Source organism: Actinomycetospora sp. NBC_00405 (assembly GCF_036044095.1).
Taxonomy (GTDB): domain Bacteria; phylum Actinomycetota; class Actinomycetes; order Mycobacteriales; family Pseudonocardiaceae; genus Actinomycetospora; species Actinomycetospora callitridis.
In genome coordinates this window covers 2,044,126-2,065,653 of record NZ_CP107938.1, presented here as the reverse complement: position 1 = coordinate 2,065,653, position 21,528 = coordinate 2,044,126, and the positions used below count along the sequence as shown (strand labels likewise).

At 71.9% G+C, this 21,528-nt stretch carries 24 protein-coding genes; 9 read left to right on the top strand and 15 right to left on the bottom strand.

The genetic code is table 11. The annotated features are described in order from the left end of the window. The first annotated feature begins 27 nt into the window (after positions 1 to 27). Complete coding sequence (locus tag OG774_RS10195) at positions 28 to 1,266, top strand: winged helix-turn-helix domain-containing protein (RefSeq protein WP_328310879.1); 1,239 nt, start codon at positions 28 to 30, stop codon at positions 1,264 to 1,266. Here OG774_RS10195 and OG774_RS10190 read toward each other — a convergent pair. Continuing rightward, positions 1,236 to 2,180, bottom strand: a complete 945-nt coding sequence (locus tag OG774_RS10190; protein ID WP_328310877.1) for a LysR family transcriptional regulator — start codon at positions 2,178 to 2,180, stop codon at positions 1,236 to 1,238. The genes OG774_RS10195 and OG774_RS10190 overlap by 31 nt on opposite strands. 76 nt (positions 2,181 to 2,256) lie before the next feature. On the opposite strand from OG774_RS10190, the gene OG774_RS10185 reads away from it, so the two are divergent. From OG774_RS10185 to OG774_RS10175, 3 genes are read left to right on the top strand one after another with little or no spacing between them, the layout of a single operon-like run. Next, a complete protein-coding gene (locus tag OG774_RS10185) occupies positions 2,257 to 2,952 on the top strand; it encodes a succinate dehydrogenase cytochrome b subunit (protein WP_274193486.1) in 696 nt (231 codons plus the stop codon). Between the two features lie 28 nt (positions 2,953 to 2,980). Beyond that, positions 2,981 to 4,948, top strand: coding sequence for a fumarate reductase/succinate dehydrogenase flavoprotein subunit (locus tag OG774_RS10180; RefSeq protein WP_328310876.1), 1,968 nt, complete (start codon positions 2,981 to 2,983; stop codon positions 4,946 to 4,948). A gap of 11 nt (positions 4,949 to 4,959) precedes the next feature. Next, positions 4,960 to 5,715, top strand: a complete 756-nt coding sequence (locus tag OG774_RS10175) for a succinate dehydrogenase/fumarate reductase iron-sulfur subunit (protein WP_328309083.1) — start codon at positions 4,960 to 4,962, stop codon at positions 5,713 to 5,715. Between the two features lie 164 nt (positions 5,716 to 5,879). Here the strand turns inward: OG774_RS10175 and OG774_RS10170 are convergent, their stop codons facing one another. Beyond that, positions 5,880 to 6,797 carry a DUF4097 family beta strand repeat-containing protein gene (locus OG774_RS10170; RefSeq protein WP_328309081.1) on the bottom strand — a complete coding sequence of 306 codons (918 nt, stop codon included), beginning with the start codon at positions 6,795 to 6,797 and terminating at the stop codon, positions 5,880 to 5,882. Then, positions 6,794 to 7,600, bottom strand: coding sequence for a toxin-antitoxin system HicB family antitoxin (locus OG774_RS10165; RefSeq protein ID WP_442873968.1), 807 nt, complete (start codon positions 7,598 to 7,600; stop codon positions 6,794 to 6,796). Before OG774_RS10165 ends, OG774_RS10170 begins: the two co-directional genes overlap by 4 nt. A 96-nt stretch (positions 7,601 to 7,696) precedes the next feature. Between OG774_RS10165 and thyX the strand changes: the two genes are divergently transcribed. From thyX to OG774_RS10150, 3 genes are all read left to right on the top strand, one after another. Beyond that, complete coding sequence (thyX, locus tag OG774_RS10160; protein ID WP_442873967.1) at positions 7,697 to 8,485, top strand: FAD-dependent thymidylate synthase; 789 nt, start codon at positions 7,697 to 7,699, stop codon at positions 8,483 to 8,485. A 31-nt stretch (positions 8,486 to 8,516) separates the two neighbouring features. Further along, positions 8,517 to 9,149, top strand: coding sequence for a TIGR03085 family metal-binding protein (locus OG774_RS10155; RefSeq protein ID WP_328309077.1), 633 nt, complete (start codon positions 8,517 to 8,519; stop codon positions 9,147 to 9,149). A gap of 135 nt (positions 9,150 to 9,284) precedes the next feature. Then, positions 9,285 to 11,075, top strand: coding sequence for a ribonuclease J (locus OG774_RS10150; RefSeq protein ID WP_328309075.1), 1,791 nt, complete (start codon positions 9,285 to 9,287; stop codon positions 11,073 to 11,075). Positions 11,076 to 11,097: 22 nt separating this feature from the next. On the opposite strand, the gene OG774_RS10145 is transcribed toward OG774_RS10150, so the two are convergent. Next, positions 11,098 to 11,481, bottom strand: a complete 384-nt coding sequence (locus OG774_RS10145; RefSeq protein WP_328309073.1) for an NUDIX hydrolase — start codon at positions 11,479 to 11,481, stop codon at positions 11,098 to 11,100. Between the two features lie 50 nt (positions 11,482 to 11,531). On the opposite strand from OG774_RS10145, the gene OG774_RS10140 reads away from it, so the two are divergent. Together OG774_RS10140 and fdhA are read left to right on the top strand one after the other, a co-directional pair. After that, positions 11,532 to 12,125, top strand: a complete 594-nt coding sequence (locus tag OG774_RS10140) for a hypothetical protein (RefSeq protein ID WP_328309071.1) — start codon at positions 11,532 to 11,534, stop codon at positions 12,123 to 12,125. Positions 12,126 to 12,331: 206 nt separating this feature from the next. Beyond that, entirely contained in the window at positions 12,332 to 13,543 is a 1,212-nt protein-coding gene (gene fdhA, locus OG774_RS10135) for a formaldehyde dehydrogenase, glutathione-independent (RefSeq protein WP_328309069.1), read from the top strand. A gap of 94 nt (positions 13,544 to 13,637) precedes the next feature. Here fdhA and OG774_RS10130 read toward each other — a convergent pair whose 3' ends face one another. The 11 genes from OG774_RS10130 to OG774_RS10080 all read right to left on the bottom strand — a co-directional run bounded on the left by OG774_RS10130 (position 13,638) and on the right by OG774_RS10080 (position 21,528). Continuing rightward, complete coding sequence (locus OG774_RS10130; RefSeq protein ID WP_328309067.1) at positions 13,638 to 13,901, bottom strand: hypothetical protein; 264 nt, start codon at positions 13,899 to 13,901, stop codon at positions 13,638 to 13,640. 44 nt (positions 13,902 to 13,945) lie between these two features. Beyond that, entirely contained in the window at positions 13,946 to 15,082 is a 1,137-nt protein-coding gene (locus OG774_RS10125; protein WP_328309065.1) for a sodium:calcium antiporter, read from the bottom strand. 148 nt (positions 15,083 to 15,230) lie between these two features. Further along, entirely contained in the window at positions 15,231 to 16,376 is a 1,146-nt protein-coding gene (gene pqqE, locus OG774_RS10120; RefSeq protein WP_328309063.1) for a pyrroloquinoline quinone biosynthesis protein PqqE, read from the bottom strand. Continuing rightward, positions 16,369 to 16,659: a pyrroloquinoline quinone biosynthesis peptide chaperone PqqD gene (gene pqqD, locus OG774_RS10115; RefSeq protein WP_328309061.1), complete on the bottom strand. Its 291-nt coding sequence runs from the start codon at positions 16,657 to 16,659 to the stop codon at positions 16,369 to 16,371. Before pqqD ends, pqqE begins: the two co-directional genes overlap by 8 nt. Continuing rightward, positions 16,656 to 17,411, bottom strand: a complete 756-nt coding sequence (gene pqqC / locus OG774_RS10110) for a pyrroloquinoline-quinone synthase PqqC (RefSeq protein WP_328309059.1) — start codon at positions 17,409 to 17,411, stop codon at positions 16,656 to 16,658. Before pqqC ends, pqqD begins: the two co-directional genes overlap by 4 nt. A 5-nt stretch (positions 17,412 to 17,416) precedes the next feature. Continuing rightward, positions 17,417 to 18,331 carry a pyrroloquinoline quinone biosynthesis protein PqqB gene (pqqB, locus tag OG774_RS10105; RefSeq protein WP_328309057.1) on the bottom strand — a complete coding sequence of 305 codons (915 nt, stop codon included), beginning with the start codon at positions 18,329 to 18,331 and terminating at the stop codon, positions 17,417 to 17,419. A 112-nt stretch (positions 18,332 to 18,443) separates the two neighbouring features. Then, positions 18,444 to 18,536 carry a pyrroloquinoline quinone precursor peptide PqqA gene (pqqA, locus tag OG774_RS10100; protein ID WP_274189167.1) on the bottom strand — a complete coding sequence of 31 codons (93 nt, stop codon included), beginning with the start codon at positions 18,534 to 18,536 and terminating at the stop codon, positions 18,444 to 18,446. A gap of 75 nt (positions 18,537 to 18,611) precedes the next feature. Further along, positions 18,612 to 19,376, bottom strand: a complete 765-nt coding sequence (locus OG774_RS10095; protein WP_274193501.1) for a ribonucleotide-diphosphate reductase subunit beta — start codon at positions 19,374 to 19,376, stop codon at positions 18,612 to 18,614. 12 nt (positions 19,377 to 19,388) lie between these two features. Beyond that, entirely contained in the window at positions 19,389 to 19,607 is a 219-nt protein-coding gene (rd, locus tag OG774_RS10090; protein ID WP_274193502.1) for a rubredoxin, read from the bottom strand. A 97-nt stretch (positions 19,608 to 19,704) separates the two neighbouring features. After that, on the bottom strand, positions 19,705 to 19,794 hold the full coding sequence (gene pqqA, locus OG774_RS10085) for a pyrroloquinoline quinone precursor peptide PqqA (protein WP_328309053.1): 90 nt from the start codon (positions 19,792 to 19,794) through the stop codon (positions 19,705 to 19,707). A 45-nt stretch (positions 19,795 to 19,839) separates the two neighbouring features. Continuing rightward, on the bottom strand, positions 19,840 to 21,528 hold the full coding sequence (locus OG774_RS10080; protein ID WP_328309051.1) for a PQQ-dependent dehydrogenase, methanol/ethanol family: 1,689 nt from the start codon (positions 21,526 to 21,528) through the stop codon (positions 19,840 to 19,842).

Below are 21,528 nucleotides of genomic sequence, written 5' to 3'. Positions count from 1 at the left end.
TGGGGCAGGATCGGGAACGTGGAGCAGATGTCGGCCGCCCAGGCGCGGCGCGCGGCCGTCGCCGCCCAGGGATTCGGCGGCGCCACCCGCAAGGGACGGCCGAGCCGCGCCACGCTCGCGGCGACGGCGCGCCACCTCGGCCTGCTGCAGCTCGACTCGGTCAACGTCGCCGTGCGCGCGCACTACGCGCCGCTGTTCGCCCGGCTCGGCCCGTACGACCGCGACGCCCTCGACGCGCTGGCCTGGCCGCAGACGGCCGCGCAGCGGCGGCGCCGCACGATGGTCGAGTACTGGGTCCACGAGGCGAGCCTGCTGCCGGTGGAGGACTGGCCGCTGTTCCGCTGGCGGATGCGCGACAACGAGAAGCGGCAGAGCCGCTGGCTCGGCAACGCTCTCGACCACCGGCCCGACATCCTCGACGCCGTCCACGAGGTGATCGAGGCCCACGGCCCGCTCGAGGCGAGCGAGGTCGCGCAGGTGCTCGGCGACGCCGGCGACCGCGTGGCCCGCGCCCACGGCGGCTGGTGGCAGCGCTCGGACGTCAAGGTGGCCTGCGAGCACCTGTTCGCCACCGGGGTGCTCACCACGGGCACGCGCCGCGGCTTCCGCCGGGCCTACGAGCTCTCCGAGCGCGTGCTCCCGCCGGCGGTCCACGCCCTCCGGCCGGAGCGCGACGAGTCGATGCGGGCCCTGATCCGCCGCGCCGCCACGACGCTGGGCGTCGCCACGGAGCCGGACCTGCGCGACCACCACCGCCTGCCGCCGGCCGAGAGCCAGGCCGCGGTCGCGGAGCTGGTCGACGCCGGTGAGCTGGTGCCGGTCGACGTCGAGGGCTGGCCGGCGCCGGCCTACCGCCCGCCCGAGGCCCGGCTGCCGCGCCGCGTCACCGGACGGGCCCTGCTCGCGCCGTTCGACCCGCTCATCTGGTTCCGGGCCCGCACGCTGCGCATCTTCGACTTCCACTACCGCATCGGCATCTACACCCCGGCCGAGCAGCGCACGCACGGCTACTACGTCTTCCCGTTCCTGCTCGACGGGCGCCTCGTCGCGCGGGTGGACCTCAAGGCCGACCGCGTCGGCGGCGTGCTGCACGTGCCGGGCGCGTTCGCCGAGGACGGGGTCGAGGTCGGCCGGGTCGCGGCCGAGCTCGCCGCGGAGCTGGCGACGATGGCCGGGTGGCTCGGGCTCGACGGGGTCGCCGTCGCCGGGGGCGGCGACCTCGCGCCGGCGCTCGCTCAGGCGATCAGGGCGGGAGGGTGGACGTAGCGCACGCCGGGGGGCAGGTGCCCGGTGCGCGAGGTGCGCGCGAGCACGGCCAGCAGGTCCTCGCGGAACGCCTGCGCGGCGCGGGTCGGCGCGACGTCGGTGCGGTGGGCCAACGAGATCGTCCGGTGGCTCCACGCCCCGCCGTCGAGGCGGGTCGCGCGCAGCGTCGGGTGCCCGGCCAGCACGAGGCTCGGCACGATCGCGACGCCGAGGCCGCGTTCCACCATGCGCAGCACGGCGTCCATCTCGCCGCCCTCCACCGCGATCCGGGGCGTCACGCCGGCGGCCGCGCACGCCGCGAGCGTCACCTCGCGCAGCTCGTAGCCGGGGCGGTTGACCACCAGCGGGTGCGCGGCCAGCTCGGCGACGCCGATGTGCTCGCCGAGGTCGGGCCACCCCGGCGCCGAGACGACGACGAGCTCCTCGCGCAGCACGGGGGTCAGCGCGAGGTCCGCGACGGTGACGCCGCGGTCGATCACCAGGGCGACGTCGAGCTGGCCGCGCTGCAGATCGGACACGAGGTCCTGCGAGCCGCCCTCCGAGATCTGCAGGGCGATGCCCGGGTAGCGGCCGTGGAAGACCTCGAGGACGTCGGCCACGACGCTGACGCACAGGCTCGGGGTGGCCCCGAGGCGCAGCCGTCCCCGGCGCAGCCCGGCGAGCTCGGCGATCTCCATCCGGGCCGTCTCGGAGTCCGCCACGATCCGCCGGGCGAGGGGCAGGAGGGCCTCGCCCGCCGCCGTGGGTGTGACGTTGTCGTGACCCCGCGTGACGAGGGTCTCGCCCAGGTCCTCCTCGAGGCTGCGGATCTGTTTGCTCAGCGTCGGCTGCGCGACGCGGCACAACGCCGCTGCCTGCGTGAACCGGCCGGTGTCCACCACAGCGAGGAAGTAACTGAGCTGTTTGATGGTCATCGCCATAGCTAGAAGCTATGCCATGCCGCTGTTGCATGCATTAGCGCTCCGTGAGGCGGCGACTTACCGTTTTCACGTGGTCATCACTCCGCAGCGCAACATCGTGTCGAGGACGTGGGGTACCTCGGTCGGGAAGAAGTCGGTCATCGCCGTGACCGGCATCGTGTTCCTGCTCTACGTCATCGCCCACATGATCGGGAACCTGAAGGTCTTCTTCGGCATCGAGACGTTCGACGCCTACTCGCAGCACCTGCGCGAGATCGGCGAGGCGATCTTCGGCTACGAGGGTGTCCTCTGGGGCATCCGCGCGGTCCTGGTCGGCAGCGTCGTGCTGCACATGTGGGCCGCGTTCTCGCTCTGGTACCAGGCGAAGAAGGCTCGCCCGATCGGGTACCAGCACCGTCAGCGGTGGGAGGGCAGCTACGCCGCCCGCACGATGCGCTGGGGTGGGGTGATCATCGCGCTGTTCGTGATCTGGCACATCCTCGACCTGACCACGGGGACGGTGAACCCCCTCGGCGGCGACGAGAGTGCCTACCTGAAGCTCGTCGCGAGCTTCGACCGCTGGTACGTGGCGCTCTTCTACATCCTGGCCGTCGTCGCGCTCGGTCTCCACATCCGGCACGGCCTCTGGTCGGCCATCCAGACCTTCGGCGCCAACAGCGCGCTGAAGCAGAACGCGCTGAAGACCTTCGCTTTCGTCGTGGCGGCCGTGATCACGATCGGCTTCGCGATCGTGCCGCTGTCCGTGATGACCGGTCTGGTGAGGTGACACAGTGTCTGAGCTTTTTAGGCCTGAACTGCAGCAGGAGCCCACGGCCACCCAGGGGGAGGGCCGCTACGTCGTCGGGGACCCGATCGCCGACACCCGCGCCCCGGACAGCCCAATCGGCGACCGGTGGGCCGACCGCAAGTTCTCCGCGCGCCTCGTGAACCCCGCCAACCGCCGCAAGATGAGCGTCATCATCGTCGGCACCGGCCTGGCCGGCGGCGCCGCGGCGGCGACGCTGGGCGAGGCCGGCTACCACGTGAAGTCGTTCTGCTACCAGGACAGCCCCCGGCGCGCGCACTCGATCGCCGCCCAGGGCGGCATCAACGCCGCCAAGAACTACCGCTACGACGGCGACTCGGTGCACCGCCTGTTCTACGACACGGTCAAGGGCGGCGACTTCCGCTCCCGCGAGTCGAACGTGCACCGGCTCGCCGAGGTCAGCCTCAACATCATCGACCAGTGCGTCGCGCAGGGCGTGCCCTTCGCCCGGGAGTACTCGGGCCTGCTCGACACGCGCTCGTTCGGCGGCACCCAGGTCTCGCGCACCTTCTACGCCCGCGGGCAGACGGGCCAGCAGCTGCTGCTCGGCGCGTACCAGGCCCTCGAGCGCCAGATCGGCGCCGGCACGGTCGAGATGCACCCGCGCACGGAGATGCTCGACCTGATCGTCGTCGACGGGAAGGCGCGCGGGATCGTCACCCGCAACCTGTTCAACGGGCAGATCGAGACGCACCTGGCCGACGCCGTGATCCTCTGCTCGGGCGGCTACGGCAACGTCTACTACCTGTCGACGAACGCCAAGGGCTCCAACGTCACGGCGGCGTGGCGGGCGCACAAGCGCGGCGCGCTGTTCGCCAACCCCTGCTACACGCAGATCCACCCGACCTGCATCCCGGTCAGCGGCGAGTACCAGTCGAAGCTGACGCTGATGTCGGAGTCGCTGCGCAACGACGGCCGTGTGTGGGTGCCCAAGGAGCGCGGCGACGACCGCAACCCGAACGACATCCCCGAGGACGAGCGGGACTACTACCTCGAGCGCCAGTACCCGGCGTTCGGCAACCTGGTGCCGCGCGACATCGCCTCGCGCGCCGCGAAGAACATGTGCGACGCCGAGCACGGCGTCGGTCCCGGTGGCCTGGGCGTCTACCTGGACTTCAAGGACGCCATCGAGCGTCTCGGGCGCCCGGCCGTCGAGGCCAAGTACGGGAACCTCTTCGAGATGTACCAGCGCATCACCGGGGACGACCCGTACGAGGTCCCGATGCGCATCTACCCGGCGATCCATTACACGATGGGCGGGCTCTGGGTCGACTACGACCTGCGCTCGACGATCCCGGGCCTGTTCGTCGGCGGCGAGGCCAACTTCTCCGACCACGGCGCCAACCGCCTCGGCGCGTCCGCGCTGATGCAGGGCCTGTCCGACGGGTACTTCGTGCTCCCGACGACGGTGGCCGACTACCTCGCCGACGCCCCGTTCGACGCCGTCCCCGACGACCACCCGGCCGTCCAGGAGGCCGTCGAGTCGACCCGCGAGCGCATCGACAAGCTGCTCTCGGCCAACGGTCACCGCACCGTCGACTCGTTCCACCGCGAGCTCGGTCAGCTCGTGTGGGACCAGTGCGGCATGGCCCGCAGCAAGGAGGGCCTCGAGAAGGCCCTCGACCGGATCCCCTCGCTGCGCGAGGAGTTCTGGCGCGACGTCAAGATCGTCGGGACGGGCGACGGGTTCAACCAGTCGCTGGAGAAGGCCAACCGTGTCGCCGACTTCCTCGAGCTCGCCGAGCTCATGTGCCTCGACGCCCTCCACCGCGAGGAGTCCTGCGGCGGTCACTTCCGCGTCGAGTCCCAGACCGAGGACGGCGAGGCGCAGCGCGACGACGAGAACTTCTCGTACGTCGCGGCCTGGGAGTACACCGGCGAGAACCAGCGGCCCGTGCTGCACAAGGAGGACCTCGAGTTCTCCTACGTGCACCCGAGCCAGCGCAGCTACAAGTAGCGGAGTCTGACGTGAAGCTCACCCTGCGCATCTGGCGTCAGGCCTCACCCGAGGCCAAGGGCAAGATGCAGAAGTACACGCTCGACGACGTCGAGCCCGACATGTCGTTCCTCGAGATGCTCGACGTGCTCAACGAGAAGCTCGTCCTCGACGACAAGGACCCGGTGTCGTTCGACCACGACTGCCGCGAGGGCATCTGCGGCTCGTGCGGCATGGTCATCAACGGCAACGCGCACGGCCCGCAGAAGTTCACGACGACGTGCCAGCTGCACATGCGGCACTTCAACGACGGCGACACGATCGACATCGAGCCGTGGCGGGCGAAGGCGTTCCCGGTCGTCAAGGACCTCGTGGTCGACCGCAGCGCCTTCGACGAGATCATCAAGTCCGGCGGCTACATCTCGGTCAACACCGGCTCGGCGCCCGAGGCGCACGCGATCCCGGTGGACAAGGTCTCGGCCGACGACGCGTTCGACGCGGCCACCTGCATCGGCTGCGGCGCCTGCGTCGCGGCCTGCCCGAACGGCAGCTCGATGCTGTTCACGGCGGCCAAGGTGACCCACCTGGGCCTGCTCCCGCAGGGGCAGCCCGAGCGGTCGACCCGGGCGGTCAACATGCTCGCCACCCAGGACGAGCTGGACTTCGGAGGCTGCACCAACGTCGGTGCCTGCCACGAGGTGTGCCCGAAGGGCATCCCGCTGGCCTCGATTGCCCAGCTCAACCACGACGTCCTCGGCGCCACCCTCACGGGAGCGCGCTCGGACTAGGCGCCCTGGCCGGTGCCCCGAGCGAGGGACGCCTTGACTGCGCCTGACGCAGTCGGGGCGTCCTTCGCTCGTGCCAGGGGCCGCGCGGTGCGGAGAGCGAGGGCGTCCTTCGCTGCGCTGGGCGCAGTGGGGGCGTCCCTCGCTCGATCCGCCGGTCGCCGCGCTCAGGCCGTGAGCGCGGGGCGGGGACGGGCCGTGGCGACGGTGATGTCGCCCGCGCCGGTCCTCGCCCGCACGCGCAGGGGCCCGCCGTCGGGCTGGTCGGGACGGTCGGCGCGCACCGGGAGCTCGCTGCGCACGCGGCCCACGGCGGCGTTCAGCACGACCTTCGCGTCGACGCCGGCGTGCACGCCCACCCACAGCGAGCCCACGCCGGTGCCGATCTCGACGTCGCCGGCGATCGCGTCGGCCACCTCGATGTCGCCCGCCGCCGCGCGGACGGCGACGTCGGCGTGCACGTCGCCCAGACGCACCCGCCCGGCGCCGGTGGTGATCTCGACCGGCGCGTGCACGTGGTCGACGCGAACCTCGCCGGCGCCGCCGGTGAGACGCAGCGGGGCGTCCAGGCGCCCGATGCGCACCTCGCCGGCGCCGCAGCGCAGGTCGGTGCGCCCGGCCACCTCGTCGAGGCGGACCTCGCCCGTGCCGTGCACCGAGACCTCGCCCGCGCGGCCCTCGACCGCGACGCGGGCGGCGCCCGCGCGCACCCGGAGCTCCGAGTCCCGCGGCGCCCGCACGGTGACCGCGAGCGGGACGCCGCGCAGGCCGAGGTCGCGCGGGCCGCGGACGGTGACCCGGCGGGCCTCCGCGTCCCACTCCAGCGTCGCGCCCGCGACGGCCGCCTCCGCCCGTTCCTCCGGCGAGGACGGTCCGTCGCGGTCGACGCCCAGGAACCCGAGCACCGTGCCCAGCCCACGCAGCCAGCCGGGCGGGGCGTCCGAGTCGGCCTCGAGCCGGACGCGCAGGGAGGCACCGTCCTCGGCGGGCGGCGCCAGGCGCACCCGCACCCGGCCCGCGTCGAGCGCGACGTCCAGGGTCACCGGCTCCGCGCCGGCGCCGGTGACCTCGCGCGCCGGGCTCATCCCTTCACCCACCCGTCGACGCCCCCGTCGTCGGGGCCGTCCTCCGCGGTACCGGACGGACCGGACGTGTCACCGGGCTCGTCCGCGGGGGTGTCCGCGGGCTTCTCCGGCGCCGGCTCGTCGTTCGGGCGCCCGTCGGTCCAGCCGCTGCCGCTGCCGCCGTCACGCGCGCCGCCCCAGCCGGCGTCCCGGCCGCCCCAGCCGCCGCCCCAGCCGCCGCCGCGCTGCTTGTCGTGCAGCGCGCCCTGGACGGCCTGGGCGATCCAGGAGTTCAGGCTCATGCCCTGCGACGCCGCGGCGCGCTCGGCCTGGCCCTTGATCTGGTCGACGAGGCGCAGGGTCATCCGCGAGATGTCGCCGACGTCGGGACCGCCCCGGCCCCCGAATCCCTGGCCGCCCCCGAAGGCGGCGTTGAACGCGTCGGCGCCCGAGAAGCCGGGGCCGGGCGGCGGGGGCGGGGGAGGGGTGGGGCGCTGCGGCCCGCCCGGCCCGCCACCGGGGGTGCCGGCGAACGGCGAGGACGTCGGGCCGGCGAAGAAGCCGTCGGCGCCGTCGCCCGAGGAGTCGCGGTCGACGACCACCTTCACCTCCCGCCCGGACAGGCGCAGCGAGACGGTGCGGTCGCCGAGGGCCTCGGTGACCTCGCCCGCGAGGTCGGACAGGGCGTTCATGAGCGCCAGCCGGACGGCGGGCTCGAGGGCGGCGGCGAGCGAGCTGCCCGCCCGGGTGGTGGCCTCGTCGCCGACCGCGGCGGCCGCGGCGAGGTCGTCGCGCAGGGAGGCGACGTACGGTGTCAGGTCCATGACACCACTGTGACACCACGCCGTCGGGAGCGCCACCATCGTGGTGTCACGTCCGCCGTGGGCGAACGCCGGAACCCGGTGTCGTACCGTGCGGGGGTGGCCGACGCCGGAGACGAAGCGCAGCGGAGCTCGACCCGACAGACAGCGACTCCCCAGGTGACGCTGATCGCGAAGACCGAGTTCCACGCGCCGCCCGGGGTCCCGTGGGAGACCGACGCGGACGGCGGGCAGGCGCTCGCGGAGTTCGCGGGCCGCGCCTGCTATCAGTCGTGGAGCAAGCCGAACCCCGCGACGGCGAGCAACGCGGGGTACCTGCGCCACATCCTCGAGGTCGGCCACCTCTCCGTGCTCGAGCACGGATCGGTGAGCTTCTACCTGACCGGGATGTCGCGCAGCCTTACCCACGAGCTGATCCGGCACCGCCACTTCTCGTACTCGCAGCTCTCGCAGCGTTACGTGCCCGAGCGGGACGCCGCGATGGTGGAGCCCGACGTCATCGCCGACGACCCCGAGCTCCACCAGCTCTTCGCCGAGGCGAGCGCCGCCGCGCTGGCCTCGTACGAGAAGCTCCTGGCGGGCCTCGAGGAGCGCTTCGCCGACGAGCCCAACCGCACGCTGCGGCGCAAGCAGGCCCGCCAGGCCGCCCGCGCCGTGCTGCCCAACGCCACCGAGACGCGGATCGTCGTCACCGGCAACTACCGCGCCTGGCGCCACTTCATCGCCATGCGGGCCAGCGAGCACGCCGACGTCGAGATCCGCGACCTCGCCATCATGTGCCTGAAGATCCTGCAGGCCGAGATCCCCAACGTCTTCGCCGACTTCGAGATCACCCGGCTGCCCAGCGGGTCCGAGGTCGCCACCAGCCCCTTCGTCGCCGAGGGGTGAACCCCGGGTCCCCCCGGGTAGGAGTAGTCCTATGAGTGCCGCACAGATCGCCGACGCCGAGCGTCGCGATCTCGCCGACCTGTTGCTGAAGCTCGGCCCCGACGAGAGCACGCTCTGCGGCGACTGGACCACGCGCGACCTGGTCGCCCATCTCATCACCCGCGAGCGCCGCCTCGACGCCGCGCCCGGGATCCTGATCCCGCCGCTGGCGTGGTGGACCGAGCGCGTGCAGGACTCGGTGGCCCGCGGCGAGTTCGGCGAGCTGGTCGGCACCCTACGTTCGGGCCCGCCGTTCTGGAGTCCGCTGGCGCTGCCCCCGCTGCGCGCCGTCGACGTCCAGGAGTTCTTCATCCACCACGAGGACGTCCGTCGTGCGCAGTCCGGCTGGTCGCCCCGTCCGCCCGACGAGGCGCGGGACCACCAGCTCTGGCGCATGGTCGGCCTCCTCGGCCGCCTGACCTACCGCTCCAGCCCCGTGGCCGTGACGCTGCGCCGCCCGGACGGCGCCGAGCACGCGGTGAAGTCGGGCCCGCGCACGGTCATCCTCACCGGCGAGCCCGGGGAGCTGCTGCTGCACGCGGCCGGCCGTGACGAGTGCGTCGTGCACCCCGAGGGGGAGCCGGCCGACGTCGCCGCGGTCATGGCCCTCGAGCGCGGCCTGTAGGGGCACGCCACCGACATCAGCGACGGGTCCCGCCAGGACCCACCCACGACGGCCGGACGGGACCCCGCCCCGGCCCCCCGCACAGGAGGACCTGATCACCACCCGTTCGCCGCGCCGCGCCCACGGAGGCGCCCGATGAGCCGATCGACCGCCCGCCGCCCCGAGCCGCCCCGTGGAGGCCCTCCGCAGGGACGCGGCTCGACGCCGCCCACCCACGACTGCGCGCGCGGCTCCGGCGTACCCACGTCGTCCGTCCCGGGCGCCGAGGGCGCCCCGCCCCCGACGCCCGAGGGCGCGCTGCGGATCGTCGCCCTCGGCGGCATCGGGGAGATCGGGCGGAACATGACCGTCCTCGAGTACGGCGGACGGCTGCTCATCGTCGACTGCGGGGTGCTCTTCCCGTCGGAGGAGGCCCCCGGCGTCGACCTGATCCTCCCCGACTTCCGCGCCGTCGAGGACCGGCTCTCCGACGTCGACGCGCTCGTGCTCACCCACGGGCACGAGGACCACATCGGCGCCGTGCCGTTCCTCCTGCGCCAGCGCCCCGACCTGCTCGTCGTGGGGTCGCGCTTCACGCTCGCGCTGGTCGCGGCGAAGTGCAAGGAGCACCAGCTCACCCCGCGCCTGCTCGAGGTGCGCGAGGGCGAGCGCGGGCACCACGGCTCGTTCGACTGCGAGTTCTTCGCGGTCAACCACTCGATCCCCGACGCCCTCGCCGTCGCCGTCCGCACCCCGGGCGGCACCGTGCTGCACACCGGCGACATCAAGCTCGACCAGCTGCCCCTCGACGGGCGCCTCACCGACCTGGCCGGCTTCTCGCGCCTGGGCGACGAGGGTGTCGACCTGCTGCTCGTCGACTCCACCAACGCCGAGGTGCCCGGCTTCGTCACCCCGGAGCGCGACATCTCACCGGTGATCGACGGGGTGTTCCGCGACGCGCCGTCCCGCCTGATCGTCGCCTGCTTCGCGAGCCACGTGCACCGCGTCCAGCAGGTGCTCGACGCTGCGGCGAAGCACGAGCGCAAGGTCTGCTTCACCGGTCGCTCGATGGTGCGCAACATGGGCATCGCCACCGACCTCGGCCTGCTTCACGTGCCCGAGGGCCTGCTCGTCGATCTCGATGACGCCCTGGCCATGCCGGAGAAGGACGTCGTCCTCGTGTCGACGGGATCGCAGGGCGAGCCGCTGAGTGCCCTCGGGCGCATGGCGCGCGGCGACCACCGCCAGATCACGATCACCCCGGGCGACACCGTCGTCCTGCTCTCGAGCCTGATCCCCGGCAACGAGACCGCGGTGTTCGCGGTGATCAACGGCCTCACGCGCCTCGGCGCCGAGGTCGTGCACTCCGGCACGGCCAAGGTGCACGTCTCCGGCCACGCGAGCGCCGGCGAGCTGATGTTCCTCTACAACGCGCTGCGCCCGCGCAACGTCATGCCGGTGCACGGCGAGTGGCGCCACCTGCGTGCCAACGCCGAGATCGCGCGCCGCACCGGCGTCGAGAACGTGGTCATCGCCGAGGACGGCGTGGTCGTCGACCTCGTCGACGGGCGAGCCGCGATCTCCGGGCGGGTCGAGGTCGGGCACGTCTATGTCGACGGCAACCAGGTCGGCGACGTCGGCGAGTCGACGCTCTCGGACCGGCTCGTGCTCGGCGAGGGCGGCTTCATCGCGATCACCGTGGCGGTCGAGGCGGCCACGGGACGTGCGGTGGCGCCCCCGCGCATCTCCGGGCGCGGGTTCTCCGACGACCCCAAGGCGCTCGAGGACGTCGTCTCGCTCGTGGAGATGGAGCTCTCGCGCACCGAGGCCGAGGGCATCACCGACACCCACCGCATCGCGCAGTCGGTGCGCCGCGTCGTCGGCAAGTGGGTGGGGGAGACCTACCGCCGCCGCCCCATGATCGTCCCGACGGTGCTGCCGGTCTGAGAATCCCGGCCGGTCCGAGCTGTCAGCGGCGGATCGTCTTCGACAGGTGGTGGCGCACCGGTGCCCACAGGTCGGGGAGGACGAGGTCGACCTGGTCGAGTGTGTACCAGCCGGCACGGACGCTGATCGGGATCTCCTCCGGGTCGACCTCGTGCTGCGGGCGCGCGGCGACGTAGATCGTCGCGATCCCGTCGTTGAGGAGCCGCCCGAGCTGGCGGCCCGCCCGGATCTCGACGCCCGCCTCCTCGAGGCACCCGCGCTCCGCAGTCGCGCCGGGGGACTCGCGGGCCTGCGGGCGCCCGCCGGGAAGGATCGCCGGCGGCCACTCCCCGGGCCGGTGCACGAGCAGCACCCGCCCCGGGGGTGCGGTCACCACGGCCAGCACGAGCTGTGCCTCCCGGCCCACGCGTCTCTCCTCTGCTCGGCGGTGGTCGTCCTCGGCCTAGGCTCCCGCGGGTGAGCGCCACCGTCTCCGCCCGGCGCATCGCCTCGCGCGTCACCACGCTGACGTCGCCGACCCTGCTGCTCGCCGTGCTCTACCCCGTGGTCGGTGCCCTGGCCGTCGGGGTGGTGGGCGTGGCGTGGTCGCTGGTCGGGATGCTGTTCACCGTCGCGATCCCGGCGTTCATCGTCGACCGCGGTGTGCGGAGCGGACGGTACACCGACCACCACCTGCGCGAGCGCGAGCAGCGGGCCGTGCCGCTGGGCCTGGCCGCGCTCTCGGTGGCCACCGGCGTGGTGGTGCTGCTCGTCGCCGGCGCACCGCGGGCGATCACCGCCCTGCAGATCGCCGTGCTGGTCACGGTCGCCGTGGCCACGGCGATCACCCTCGTCTGGAAGATCAGCTTCCACACCGCCGTGGTGGCCGCGGCGGCGGCGGTGCTGACGCTGCTCGGCGGGCCGTGGTGGGCGCTGTCCTTGCTCGCCGTGCCCCTCGTCGGGTGGGCGCGTCTCGTGCTGCGCGCCCACACCGCGCCGCAGGTGGTCGCCGGCGTCGTCGTCGGTGCCGGCGTGACCACCGCGGTCCTGCTCCTCGCCGGGGTGGGGTGAGCCGAGCGCGTGCACCTCGCCGATCACGAACGGGAGTCGGTCGACTGCGGAGAGCGTTGACCGCTGGAACGTCCAGGGGTCCGTCCTGGTGCGGCCGCGCGAGTGACACACGCCACCCCACGGCGGAGGATCAAGGAGTCAGCCCGCCGCGGCGGCCCCGGCCGGGGCCGGTCCGAGCCGGCGAGACGACCCCCTGAGGAGCGCCCATGAAGGCTGTCGCCTACATCGAGCCCATGAAGGTCGAAGTCCAGGACATCGAGTACCCGGGCCTGGAGCTCAAGGACGGACCGGGGGTGAACCCCGCCAATGTCGGCCGCCAGACCCCGCACGGCGTGATCCTCCGGCTCGTCGCCACCAATATCTGCGGCTCGGACCAGCACATGGTGCGCGGCCGCACCACGGCGCCGCCCGGCCTGATCCTCGGCCACGAGATCACCGGCGAGGTCGTCGAGGTCGGCCGCGACGTCGAGTTCATCAAGCAGGGCGACCTCGTCTCGGCGCCGTTCAACATCGCCTGCGGGCGCTGCCGGATGTGCAAGGAGGGCCACACCGGGGTCTGCCTGAACGTCAACCCCGAACGTCCCGGCTCCGCCTACGGCTACGTCGACATGGGCGGCTGGCAGGGCGGCCAGGCCGAGTACGTCCTCGTGCCGTACGCCGACTGGAACCTCCTGCGGTTCCCCGACCGCGAGCAGGCGATGGAGAAGATCCTCGACCTGACGATGCTGTCGGACATCTTCCCGACCGGGTACCACGGCTGCGTGACGGCCGGTGTGACCACCGGGTCCACCGTCTACATCGCCGGTGCGGGTCCGGTCGGCCTCGCCGCGGCGGCCTCGGCCCAGCTGCTCGGCGCCGCGGCGGTGATCGTCGGCGACATGAACGAGGAGCGCCTCGAGCACGCCCGCCGGGTGATCGGCGCCGAGACGGTCGACCTCTCCCAGGAGGGCACGCTGCCGGACAAGATCGAGCAGATCGTCGGCGAGCCCGTGGTCGACGCCTCGGTCGACGCGGTCGGTTTCGAGGCCCGCGGCTACGGCCAGGGCGCGGGGGAGGCCCCGGCCACCGTGCTCAACTCGATCATGGAGGTGACCCGGGCGGCGGGGAAGCTGGGCATCCCCGGCCTCTACGTCACCGGCGACCCCGGGGCGGCCGACGACGCCGCGAAGGAGGGCAGTCTGTCGATCCGGATCGGGCTCGGCTGGGCCAAGTCGCACTCGTTCACCACCGGGCAGTGCCCGGTGATGCGCTACCACCGGCAGCTGATGAACGCGATCCTGCGCGACCGGGTGCAGATCGGGAAGGCGGTCAACGCGACCGTCATCTCCCTCGACGAGGCCCCGCAGGGCTACGCCCAGTTCGACTCGGGTGTCGCGAAGAAGTTCGTCATCGACCCGCACGGGATGATCGCCCACTGACCCGACCACGGACCCGAGCACTGACCCGCCCACGATGACGTGCGGCCGCGCTCCCCGTCGGGGGAGCGCGGCCGCACGGTCACGTCAGGACGTCCTAGCCGTCGTCGTCATCGCCGTCGGTGTCCGGCTGCGCGGGGGCCTGTGGCTGCTGCACCTGGCCGCCCGGGGCGGGCTGCTGGACCTGGCCGGGCGGCAGCACACCGCCGGGCGCCGGCGCGATCTCGCTGGTGCCCGGGCCGGCCGGAGCGTCATCGCCGTCGTCGTCGTCACCCGGGGACTGGGGGAACTGGAACACCAGCCACAGCCCGATGATGGCGGCCAGGACGGCGAGCCCGGCCCCGACTCGATCCTTCGTCACGTCACGTCGTCCTCTCCGGTGGGTACGTCTTCGGTGGGTCCGGCTCAGTCGTCGACGGGCACTTCACCGAAGACCACCAGGCTGATCACGAAGTAGGCGGCGTAGAGAGCGAGCAGCACGAAGCCGTGCCAGCGGCGCAGGCGACCGGTGGCCAGGAAGACCGCGGCGATCACGGTCATGACCAGCAGGACCGGCATGTGCCAGGCGAGGGTGTCGTCGTCGACGGTGATCGCACCGCCGATGAGCAGGATGATGCCGAGCTTGCCGGTCACCGAGAACACGACGCTGCCGATGACGTTGGCGATGCCGATCTCCGGTGCACCGCGACGGGCGGGCTCCACCGTGAGGAAGATGTCCTCCAGGGAGAGCGCCAGGGTCGCGATCGTGACGCCGAAGACGGTGCCCTCGATGGCGAACTCCTCGAGGATCCCCTCGGTGCCCGCGCCGGCGACCACGGCGCCGACGACGAGGCCGACCAGGGCGAGGACGGCGAGGACGACGGTGCCGACCGGCGAGGTCTGGCGGGCCTTGAGGAAGCCCTGGTCGATGCGGAGGTCGGGCGGCAGCTCGAAGCCGCCGTGACCGCCGGTGCCGCCGCCCGTGCCACCGCCGCCGCCGCCGGTGCCGGTGCTCGGGCCGTCACCACCCCCGCCCTCACGGGTCAGGGTGGCCGTGCCGCCGCCGGAGGTCACCCCGGCCTTCTCGAGCTGCTCGTACACCTCGGCGTTGCGCCACACCGGGCGCCGCGCGGAGTACTCGCGGTAGGCCACCCAGCCGACGAACGCCACGAACAGCACGAGCAGGACGACACCGGTGAGGACCGTCAGGGCCCCGGTGAGCGCGAGCGCATACATGATGACCGGCGCGAGAACGAACAGGACGAGGTAGTCCTTCGGGACGTCCACCACGGTCGGCGCGATGATCGCCGCGAGGGCGAGCACGAGGCCGGTCATCGCGGTCGTCGTGCCCACGACCGTGCCGAGGGCGACCTCGCTCAGGTCCTCGAGGTTGAGGACGATGCCGAAGGCGAGGTCGTCGAACTCGATGCCGGTGAAGACGACCGCGATGAGGAAGAGCGAGATCGCCCATCGACTCGAGACGCCGACCAGATATCCGATGAGCTTCTCGGCGCTGTACACGAGCACCGCGATGCCCAGGACGAACTGGAGGATGGGGATCACGAACGGCTCCTTGCTCAACCGACGTTTGGTGAGGTGGCCGCCATATGGTGATCGTCATGTGTGCTTGTTTCAACGGGTTGACAGCCTCACCCGGCTGTGTAACCCGGGTCACTCGCGGTGTCGCTCCCGGTGATCAGTCCCGCCCAGATCAGTCCGCGCGATGCGGCCGGACCGCGAGCTCCGGCATCCCCAGCCCGACGGGCCCGGACCCGACCGGGACGGCGCCGACCGGCTCGGCGGCGGCGGGGTCGTTCGCCGCCGCGACGGCCTCGTCGATGATGTGGCGATCGGGCGAGAGCACGCAGACCGGATCGGTGCGGGTCATGTCCCCGGTGAGCTGGAAGGCCTGGCAGCGGCACCCGCCGAGGTCGACCTCGCGACGGTCGCAGCTGCGGCACGGGTCAGGCATCCAGTCGGTGCCCCGGAACGCGGTGAACATCGGCGACGAGCGCCAGATCCACTCCAGGTGGTGCTCCCGGACGTTCGCCTTCGGCAGCGGCAGCTCGTGGGCGGACAAGCAGGGCCAGGCGTTCCCCTCGGGCCCGATGACGAGCTGGCGGTCGCCCCAGCCGCCCATGCAGGGCTTGGGGTACTGGCTGTAGTAGTCGGGGATGACGTAGATGACGTCGGTGCGGTCGCGCAGTCGCTCGCGGAACGCGCGCGTGACCTTCTCCGCGTTCTCGAGCTGCTCACGGCTCGGCAGCAGCGCGGACCGGTTGGCCAGCGCCCAGCCGTAGTACTGGGTGTTGGCGAGCTCGACGCGGTCGGCCCCGAGCTCCTCGACCCAGCCGAGGATGGCCTCGACGCGGTCGATGTTCTGGCGGTGCAGCACGACGTTCAGGGTCAGCGGCCACCCCAGCTCCTTGACCAGCCGGGCGGCCTCGATCTTCTTGTCGAACGACGAGATGCCGGCGAGACGGTCGGAGAGCACGGGCTCGTCCGCCTGGATGCTGACCTGCACGTGGTCGAGGCCGGCGTCGCGCAGCGCCTGCGCGCGCGGGCGGGAGAGGCCGATCGCGCTGGTCACGAGGTTCGTGTACATCCCGAGCGAGCTCGCGTGCCCGACCAGCTCGACGAGGTCGCGGCGCAGCAGGGGCTCGCCGCCCGAGAAGTGGCTCTGCAGCACGCCGAGGTCGGCGGCCTCGTCGAGCACGCGGTGCCAGTCGGCGGTGGCCAGCTCGGCGGAGCGCTTGGTGAGCTCCAGGGGGTTCGAGCAGTACGAGCACGACAGCGGGCAGGCGTGCGTCAGCTCCGCGAGCAGACCGAGCGGGCCGTCGACCGTCGTCTCAGCCACGGGTGTCCTCCTCGATGGCGATCCAGCGCCGGGCGACGAGCTGGGCGAGGAACTGCGTCACCTCGTCGTCGACGACGCGGTCGTAGCGTCTGCCGAGCTCGTCGACGATGTCGGCGACGCTACGCGCTCCGTCGCAGAGACCGAGGATGTCGGCGCCGGTGGGGTTGAGCGTCACGACCGTCTCCGGACCGAGCAGCACCTGACGGTCCCGTGCCTTGTCGAAGCGCATCTTGACGAACCGGGCGAGCGCGGGACGGCCGGTGAGCGGGACGGTGCCGGTCATGCCGGGTAGGCCCGGTCGATCGCGTCCATCATCGCCCAGAGCACGTCGTTCTTGAACGCGAGCGCGGCGACGGCGGCGTCCTGCTGTTCGGCCGTGCGGCAGCGCGCGGTGACGATCTCCAGGGCGTGCTCGGAGTCGCGCGGGGCCTGGTGGAGCCGGTTGCGGAAGTAGTCGAGGCCGTCGCGGTCGATCCAGGTGTAGTGCTTCTCGAACGCCGCGAGGCGCTCGGCCATGAGACCCGGCGCGAAGAGCTCGGTGAGCGACGACGCCACGGCCTCGAGCCAGGGCCGGGTGCGGGCGAACACCACGTACGCGTCGACCGAGAACCGGACGCCGGGCACGATGTGCCGCCCGTCGAGCAGCTCGGCACGGTCGAGCCCGACGGCCTCGCCGAGGCGCAGCCAGGCCTCGATGCCGCCCTCGGTGGTCCCCGACTCACCGACCGTGCCGTCGTGGTCGGTGATGCGGCGGATCCAGCGCTGCCGGATCTCGCGGTCGGGGCAGTTGCCCAGGATGGCGGCGTCCTTGCGGGGGATCGCCTCCTGGTAGCAGAAGCGGTTGGCCACCCAGCCCCGGATCTGGGCGGGGGACAGCTCGCCGGCGTTCATGCGCACGTGGAAGTCGTGCTCGCTGTGGTAGCGGGTGGCCTGGGACCGGAGGCGTTCGACGAGCGCGTCCGGGCCCACGGCGTCGCCGTGTCCGGCGCCGTTCGTCCCCGCCACCTCATGGGTCACGTCGTGCGTCGCGGTCATCCGGTCTAGACCTCCACCTCGAGCCCGTCGGTCGCGATCTCCGCGCCGCGGGCGACCACCGTGGCGTACTCGGGGGAGTCCTCGAGCAGCATGGGGTTCGTGTTGTTGATGTGTACGTAGATCTTGCGCTCGGCCGGGAGGCCGGCCAGGACCGCGAGGCTCCCGTCCGGACCGTCGACGGCCATGTGCCCCATGTCGCGGGCGGTCTTGGACGCCAGGTCCAGGCGGATCATCTCGTCGTCGGTCCACGTCGTGCCGTCGACCAGCACGACGTCCGCGGACGCGAGCTCGTCGTGCACCGCGGGGGTGATCTCCTGGACGCCCGGCAGGTACACCGCGACGCGCCCGCTCGCCGTGTCGGTGAGGCGGTAGCCCACCACCCGGCCGACGTCCGAGGCGGCTGCGTCCGTGGAGGAGCCATCCGCGAACCGCTTCTTCTTCACCGTGGGCACGTCGAACGCGCGGTAGGACAGGCCCTCGCCGAGCGCGACGGTCTCGCCGGGGACGACGCGCCGCCGGTCGACCTCCGTGTAGCGCTCCAGGGTCGGCAGGAACCCGGTGCCCCCGGTGAGGGTCTCGATGCTGGCGTCGGAGGCGTGCAGCTCGATGCCCGGACCCTCCCGCAGGAGCAGCAGACCCATGGTGTGGTCGAGCTCGGCGTCGGTGAGCAGCACCGCGGCGATCGGGCTCTCGCGGCCCGAGCGGGGCTGCAGCGCGGGCGTGGCCTCGATCTGGCTGCGGAGGTCGGGGGAGGCGTTGAGCAGGAACCAGGTGGTCCGGTCGGCGCTGACGGCGATCGACGACTGCGTGCGCGGCCGGGTGGGGCGGGAACCGTCACGGACGGCCCGGCAACCCGGGCATCCGCAGTTCCACTGGGGGAAGCCGCCACCGGCGCCGGCTCCCAGCACCCGCACCCACATCGTGAGACGCCTCCTCCTGGACACTTTCTCGTGATTCGCGGTGCAACAACTGCGGTACAACGCACGCGAGGGACGCCGAGAACGAATCTGGCGCCCCTCGCGGTGACGTTGGTCAGTCGTCGAGCTGAGCGATGTACATGGTCACCTCGGGGGCGACTCCGAACTCCTCGAACTGCGGGGTCTCCCACACGGCGAGCGTCTCCATGTCTGATGCCACCTCCTTTCTCAACGGTCGGTCCAACCTACCTGCTGCGGCAGAGCGCAGCAGTGTTCTCGGGGATCACCAGAACTTGATCCCGACGGACTTGAGTCGGCGCTTGTGGAGCTGGTCCACCTTCTCGATGTCCTTGGAGGAGATGAGGTCTCCCCAGGCCCACGCCGCCTTCGAGCCCTCGTTGAGAATCTTCTCGAGGTCGTTGTCGACGAGGTCGGCGCTCTGGATGACCCGGGAGCCGAAGCCGATGTGCCAGCGCTCGTCGCGCAGCACCAGTTCCATGCCCTTGCGCATCCCCGGCATCGGGACCGATAGCTTCTCGAGGGCGTCGAGCAGCGCGTGCTGCCCGGCTGTGAGGACCACGCCCTCGAGGATCATGTGGTAGAGCCCGACCGCGGTGGTGAGCTCCTCGTCGGAGTCGGCGAGGCCGCGGGCGATGGCCGGCAGGCGCTCCTCGAACAGCTCGAGGAGGTCCGGGCTCACCCGCTCGCGCAGGACCTCGAGCCGCTCGTTGAGGTTCTTCCCCGGGACGCCGACGACCTCGCTGACCACGCGGTCGAAGAAGCGGGCGTGCCGGGCCTCGTCGCGGGCCTGCGACTCGAAGCAGCCGGCCATCGCGTCGTCGACGGTGGCCTTCGACTGGAACGATCCCAGGTGCAGGGCCACCGACGTCTCACCGACGCAGAAGCCGGCGATCAGTCCGAGGATCTGGTCGTACTCGCTGTCCTCGAGCTTCGTCCAGGACTCGATGTCCGTGGAGAGGTCGATGGTGGTCTCGTCCCACTGCAGTGATTCCGCGAGCTGGACGAAGTGGCCGTACCCGGTGATCATTGATCAGCATCCTCACATCCCCGGGAGGTGCTCTCCCGGTTCCAGCATGCGGAAGTCCGACTTCTCGGCTCCGCAGATCGGGCACATCCAGTCGTCCGGGATGTCTTCGAAGGGCGTCCCGGGCGGGATGCCGCTGTCGGGGTCGCCCTCCTCGGGATCATAGATGAACCCGCACAGTTCGCAGAGCCATCGTGGGGCCTCGGGCGGCGCCAGCGTCTCCTCGACGGTCATACCCTCTCTCCACGGTTCTCCTGCTCGGGCGGGCCCCAAACACCCGGAGAGGGGCGCCGGACCTGCGAGGTCCGGCGCCCCTCCCGGTGTCAGTCGATCAGTCGTCCAGCTGGGCGACGTACATCGTCACCTCGGGAGCGACCCCGATCTCCTCGAACTGCGGGGCCTCCCACACGTGGAGCTCCATCTCGTGACCTCCTCTCGACGTTCTCGATCTCCGCGAAGCGGAAAACTAGTTCTCGGGCAGGGCGAAGACGAACAGGGCGTCGCCCGCCGCCGCGCCGAGCAGCCCGGGCAGGAAGCCCTCGATCCAGCCGCCCCAGCCCGTGGGCACCGCGATGTACTGCCGGCCGTCGATGCTGTACGACATCGGGCTGCTGTGGTGCCCGCTGCCGCACTGGAACGACCAGAGCTTCTCGCCGGTCTGCTCGTCGAGGGCGACGAACTCACCGGTCGGCGTGCCCTGGAAGACCAGACCACCGGCGGTGGTCAGCGTCGAGGCGCACATCGGGTACTCGTTGCGCCAGCGCCACTTCTCCTCGCCCGTGAGCGGGTCGATGGCGGCCACGAATCCGTAGTGGTCGTCGAGGTCGACGGCCACACCGGCACCCCAGTAGGGGATGCTCTCCTTGAATTCGCGGCGACGGCGGGTGGCCGTCGCGCCGACTTCCTGCACCGGCACGTAGATCAGCCCCGTGTTGGGGCTGTACGCCATGTGCGTCCATTCCTTGCCGCCGGCCGGGCCCGGCCAGAAGTGCACCGGAACACCTTCCTCGTCCGGGTACACCTTCGGCGTGACCTTGCCGTCGGGGCTGATGTCGCCCCAGGTGATGCGGTCGACGAACGGGAACACGCGGACGAGCTCGCCGTTCGTGCGGTCGAGGACGAAGAAGTATCCGTTCTTGTCCGCGTGGGCGAGCAGCTTCCGCCCGTCCGGCGCGTCGAAGAGGACGTTCTCCATCGTCGAGTCGTAGTCCCACAGGTCGTGGGGCGTGAACTGGTAGTGCCAGCGGATCTCGCCGGTGTTCACGTCGATCGCGACGGTGCTGTCGGTGTAGAGGTTGTCGCCCGGGCGGACGCCGCCGTCGAAGTCCGGCGCCGGGTTGCCCGTCCCCTGGAACAGGAGCTCGAGCTCCGGGTCGTAGGAGGGGGTGATCCAGCAGTTCGCGCCGCCGCGCTGCCAGGCCTCGCCGTCGTCCGGCCAGGTCTCCGAGCCGGGCTCGCCCGGCTTCGGCACCGTGTAGCAGCGCCACTGGCGCTCACCGGTCTGGGCGTCGAAGGCGTCCAGGTGGCCGCGGACACCGAACTCGCCGCCTGCGCTGCCGACGATGACCTTGTCCTTGACGATCAGCGGGGCGACCGAGCCGGACTCGCCCGCGCGCACGTCGCCGTTGGTGACGTCCCAGACCAGGTCACCGGTCTCCGCGTCGAGCGCGATGAGGTGGGCGTTGAGGGTGTACATGTACACCTTGCCGTGGCCCACGGCGACGCCGCGGTTGACGTTGCCGCAGCACAGCGAGACGTCGTACGGGGAGGCGTGCTTGTAGCGCCACAGCTCTTCGCCGGTCTTGCCGTCGATGGCCCAGACCTTGCCCTCGGGCCCGGAGATGAACATGACGCCGTCCACCACGAGCGGGGAGGCCTCGAACGAGTAGGTCGAGGAGCCCGAGTGCAGACCCGTCGAGCCGGCCTGGAACACCCACGCCGGGGTCAGGCGCTTGACGGTGTCCTTGTTGATCTGGTCGAGCCGGCTGTGCCGCTGGGCGTCGTAGGTGCCGTAGTAGGTGATCCAGTTGTGCGGCTCCGAGGTCGCGTTCTTGATGCGCTCGTAGTCGACGTTGCTGACCTGAGGGGCGTTGCCCTTGACGGCGCTCAGGGTCTTGTGGGGGACGGCCTCGCCGGCGTCCACGTAGTCAGTCAT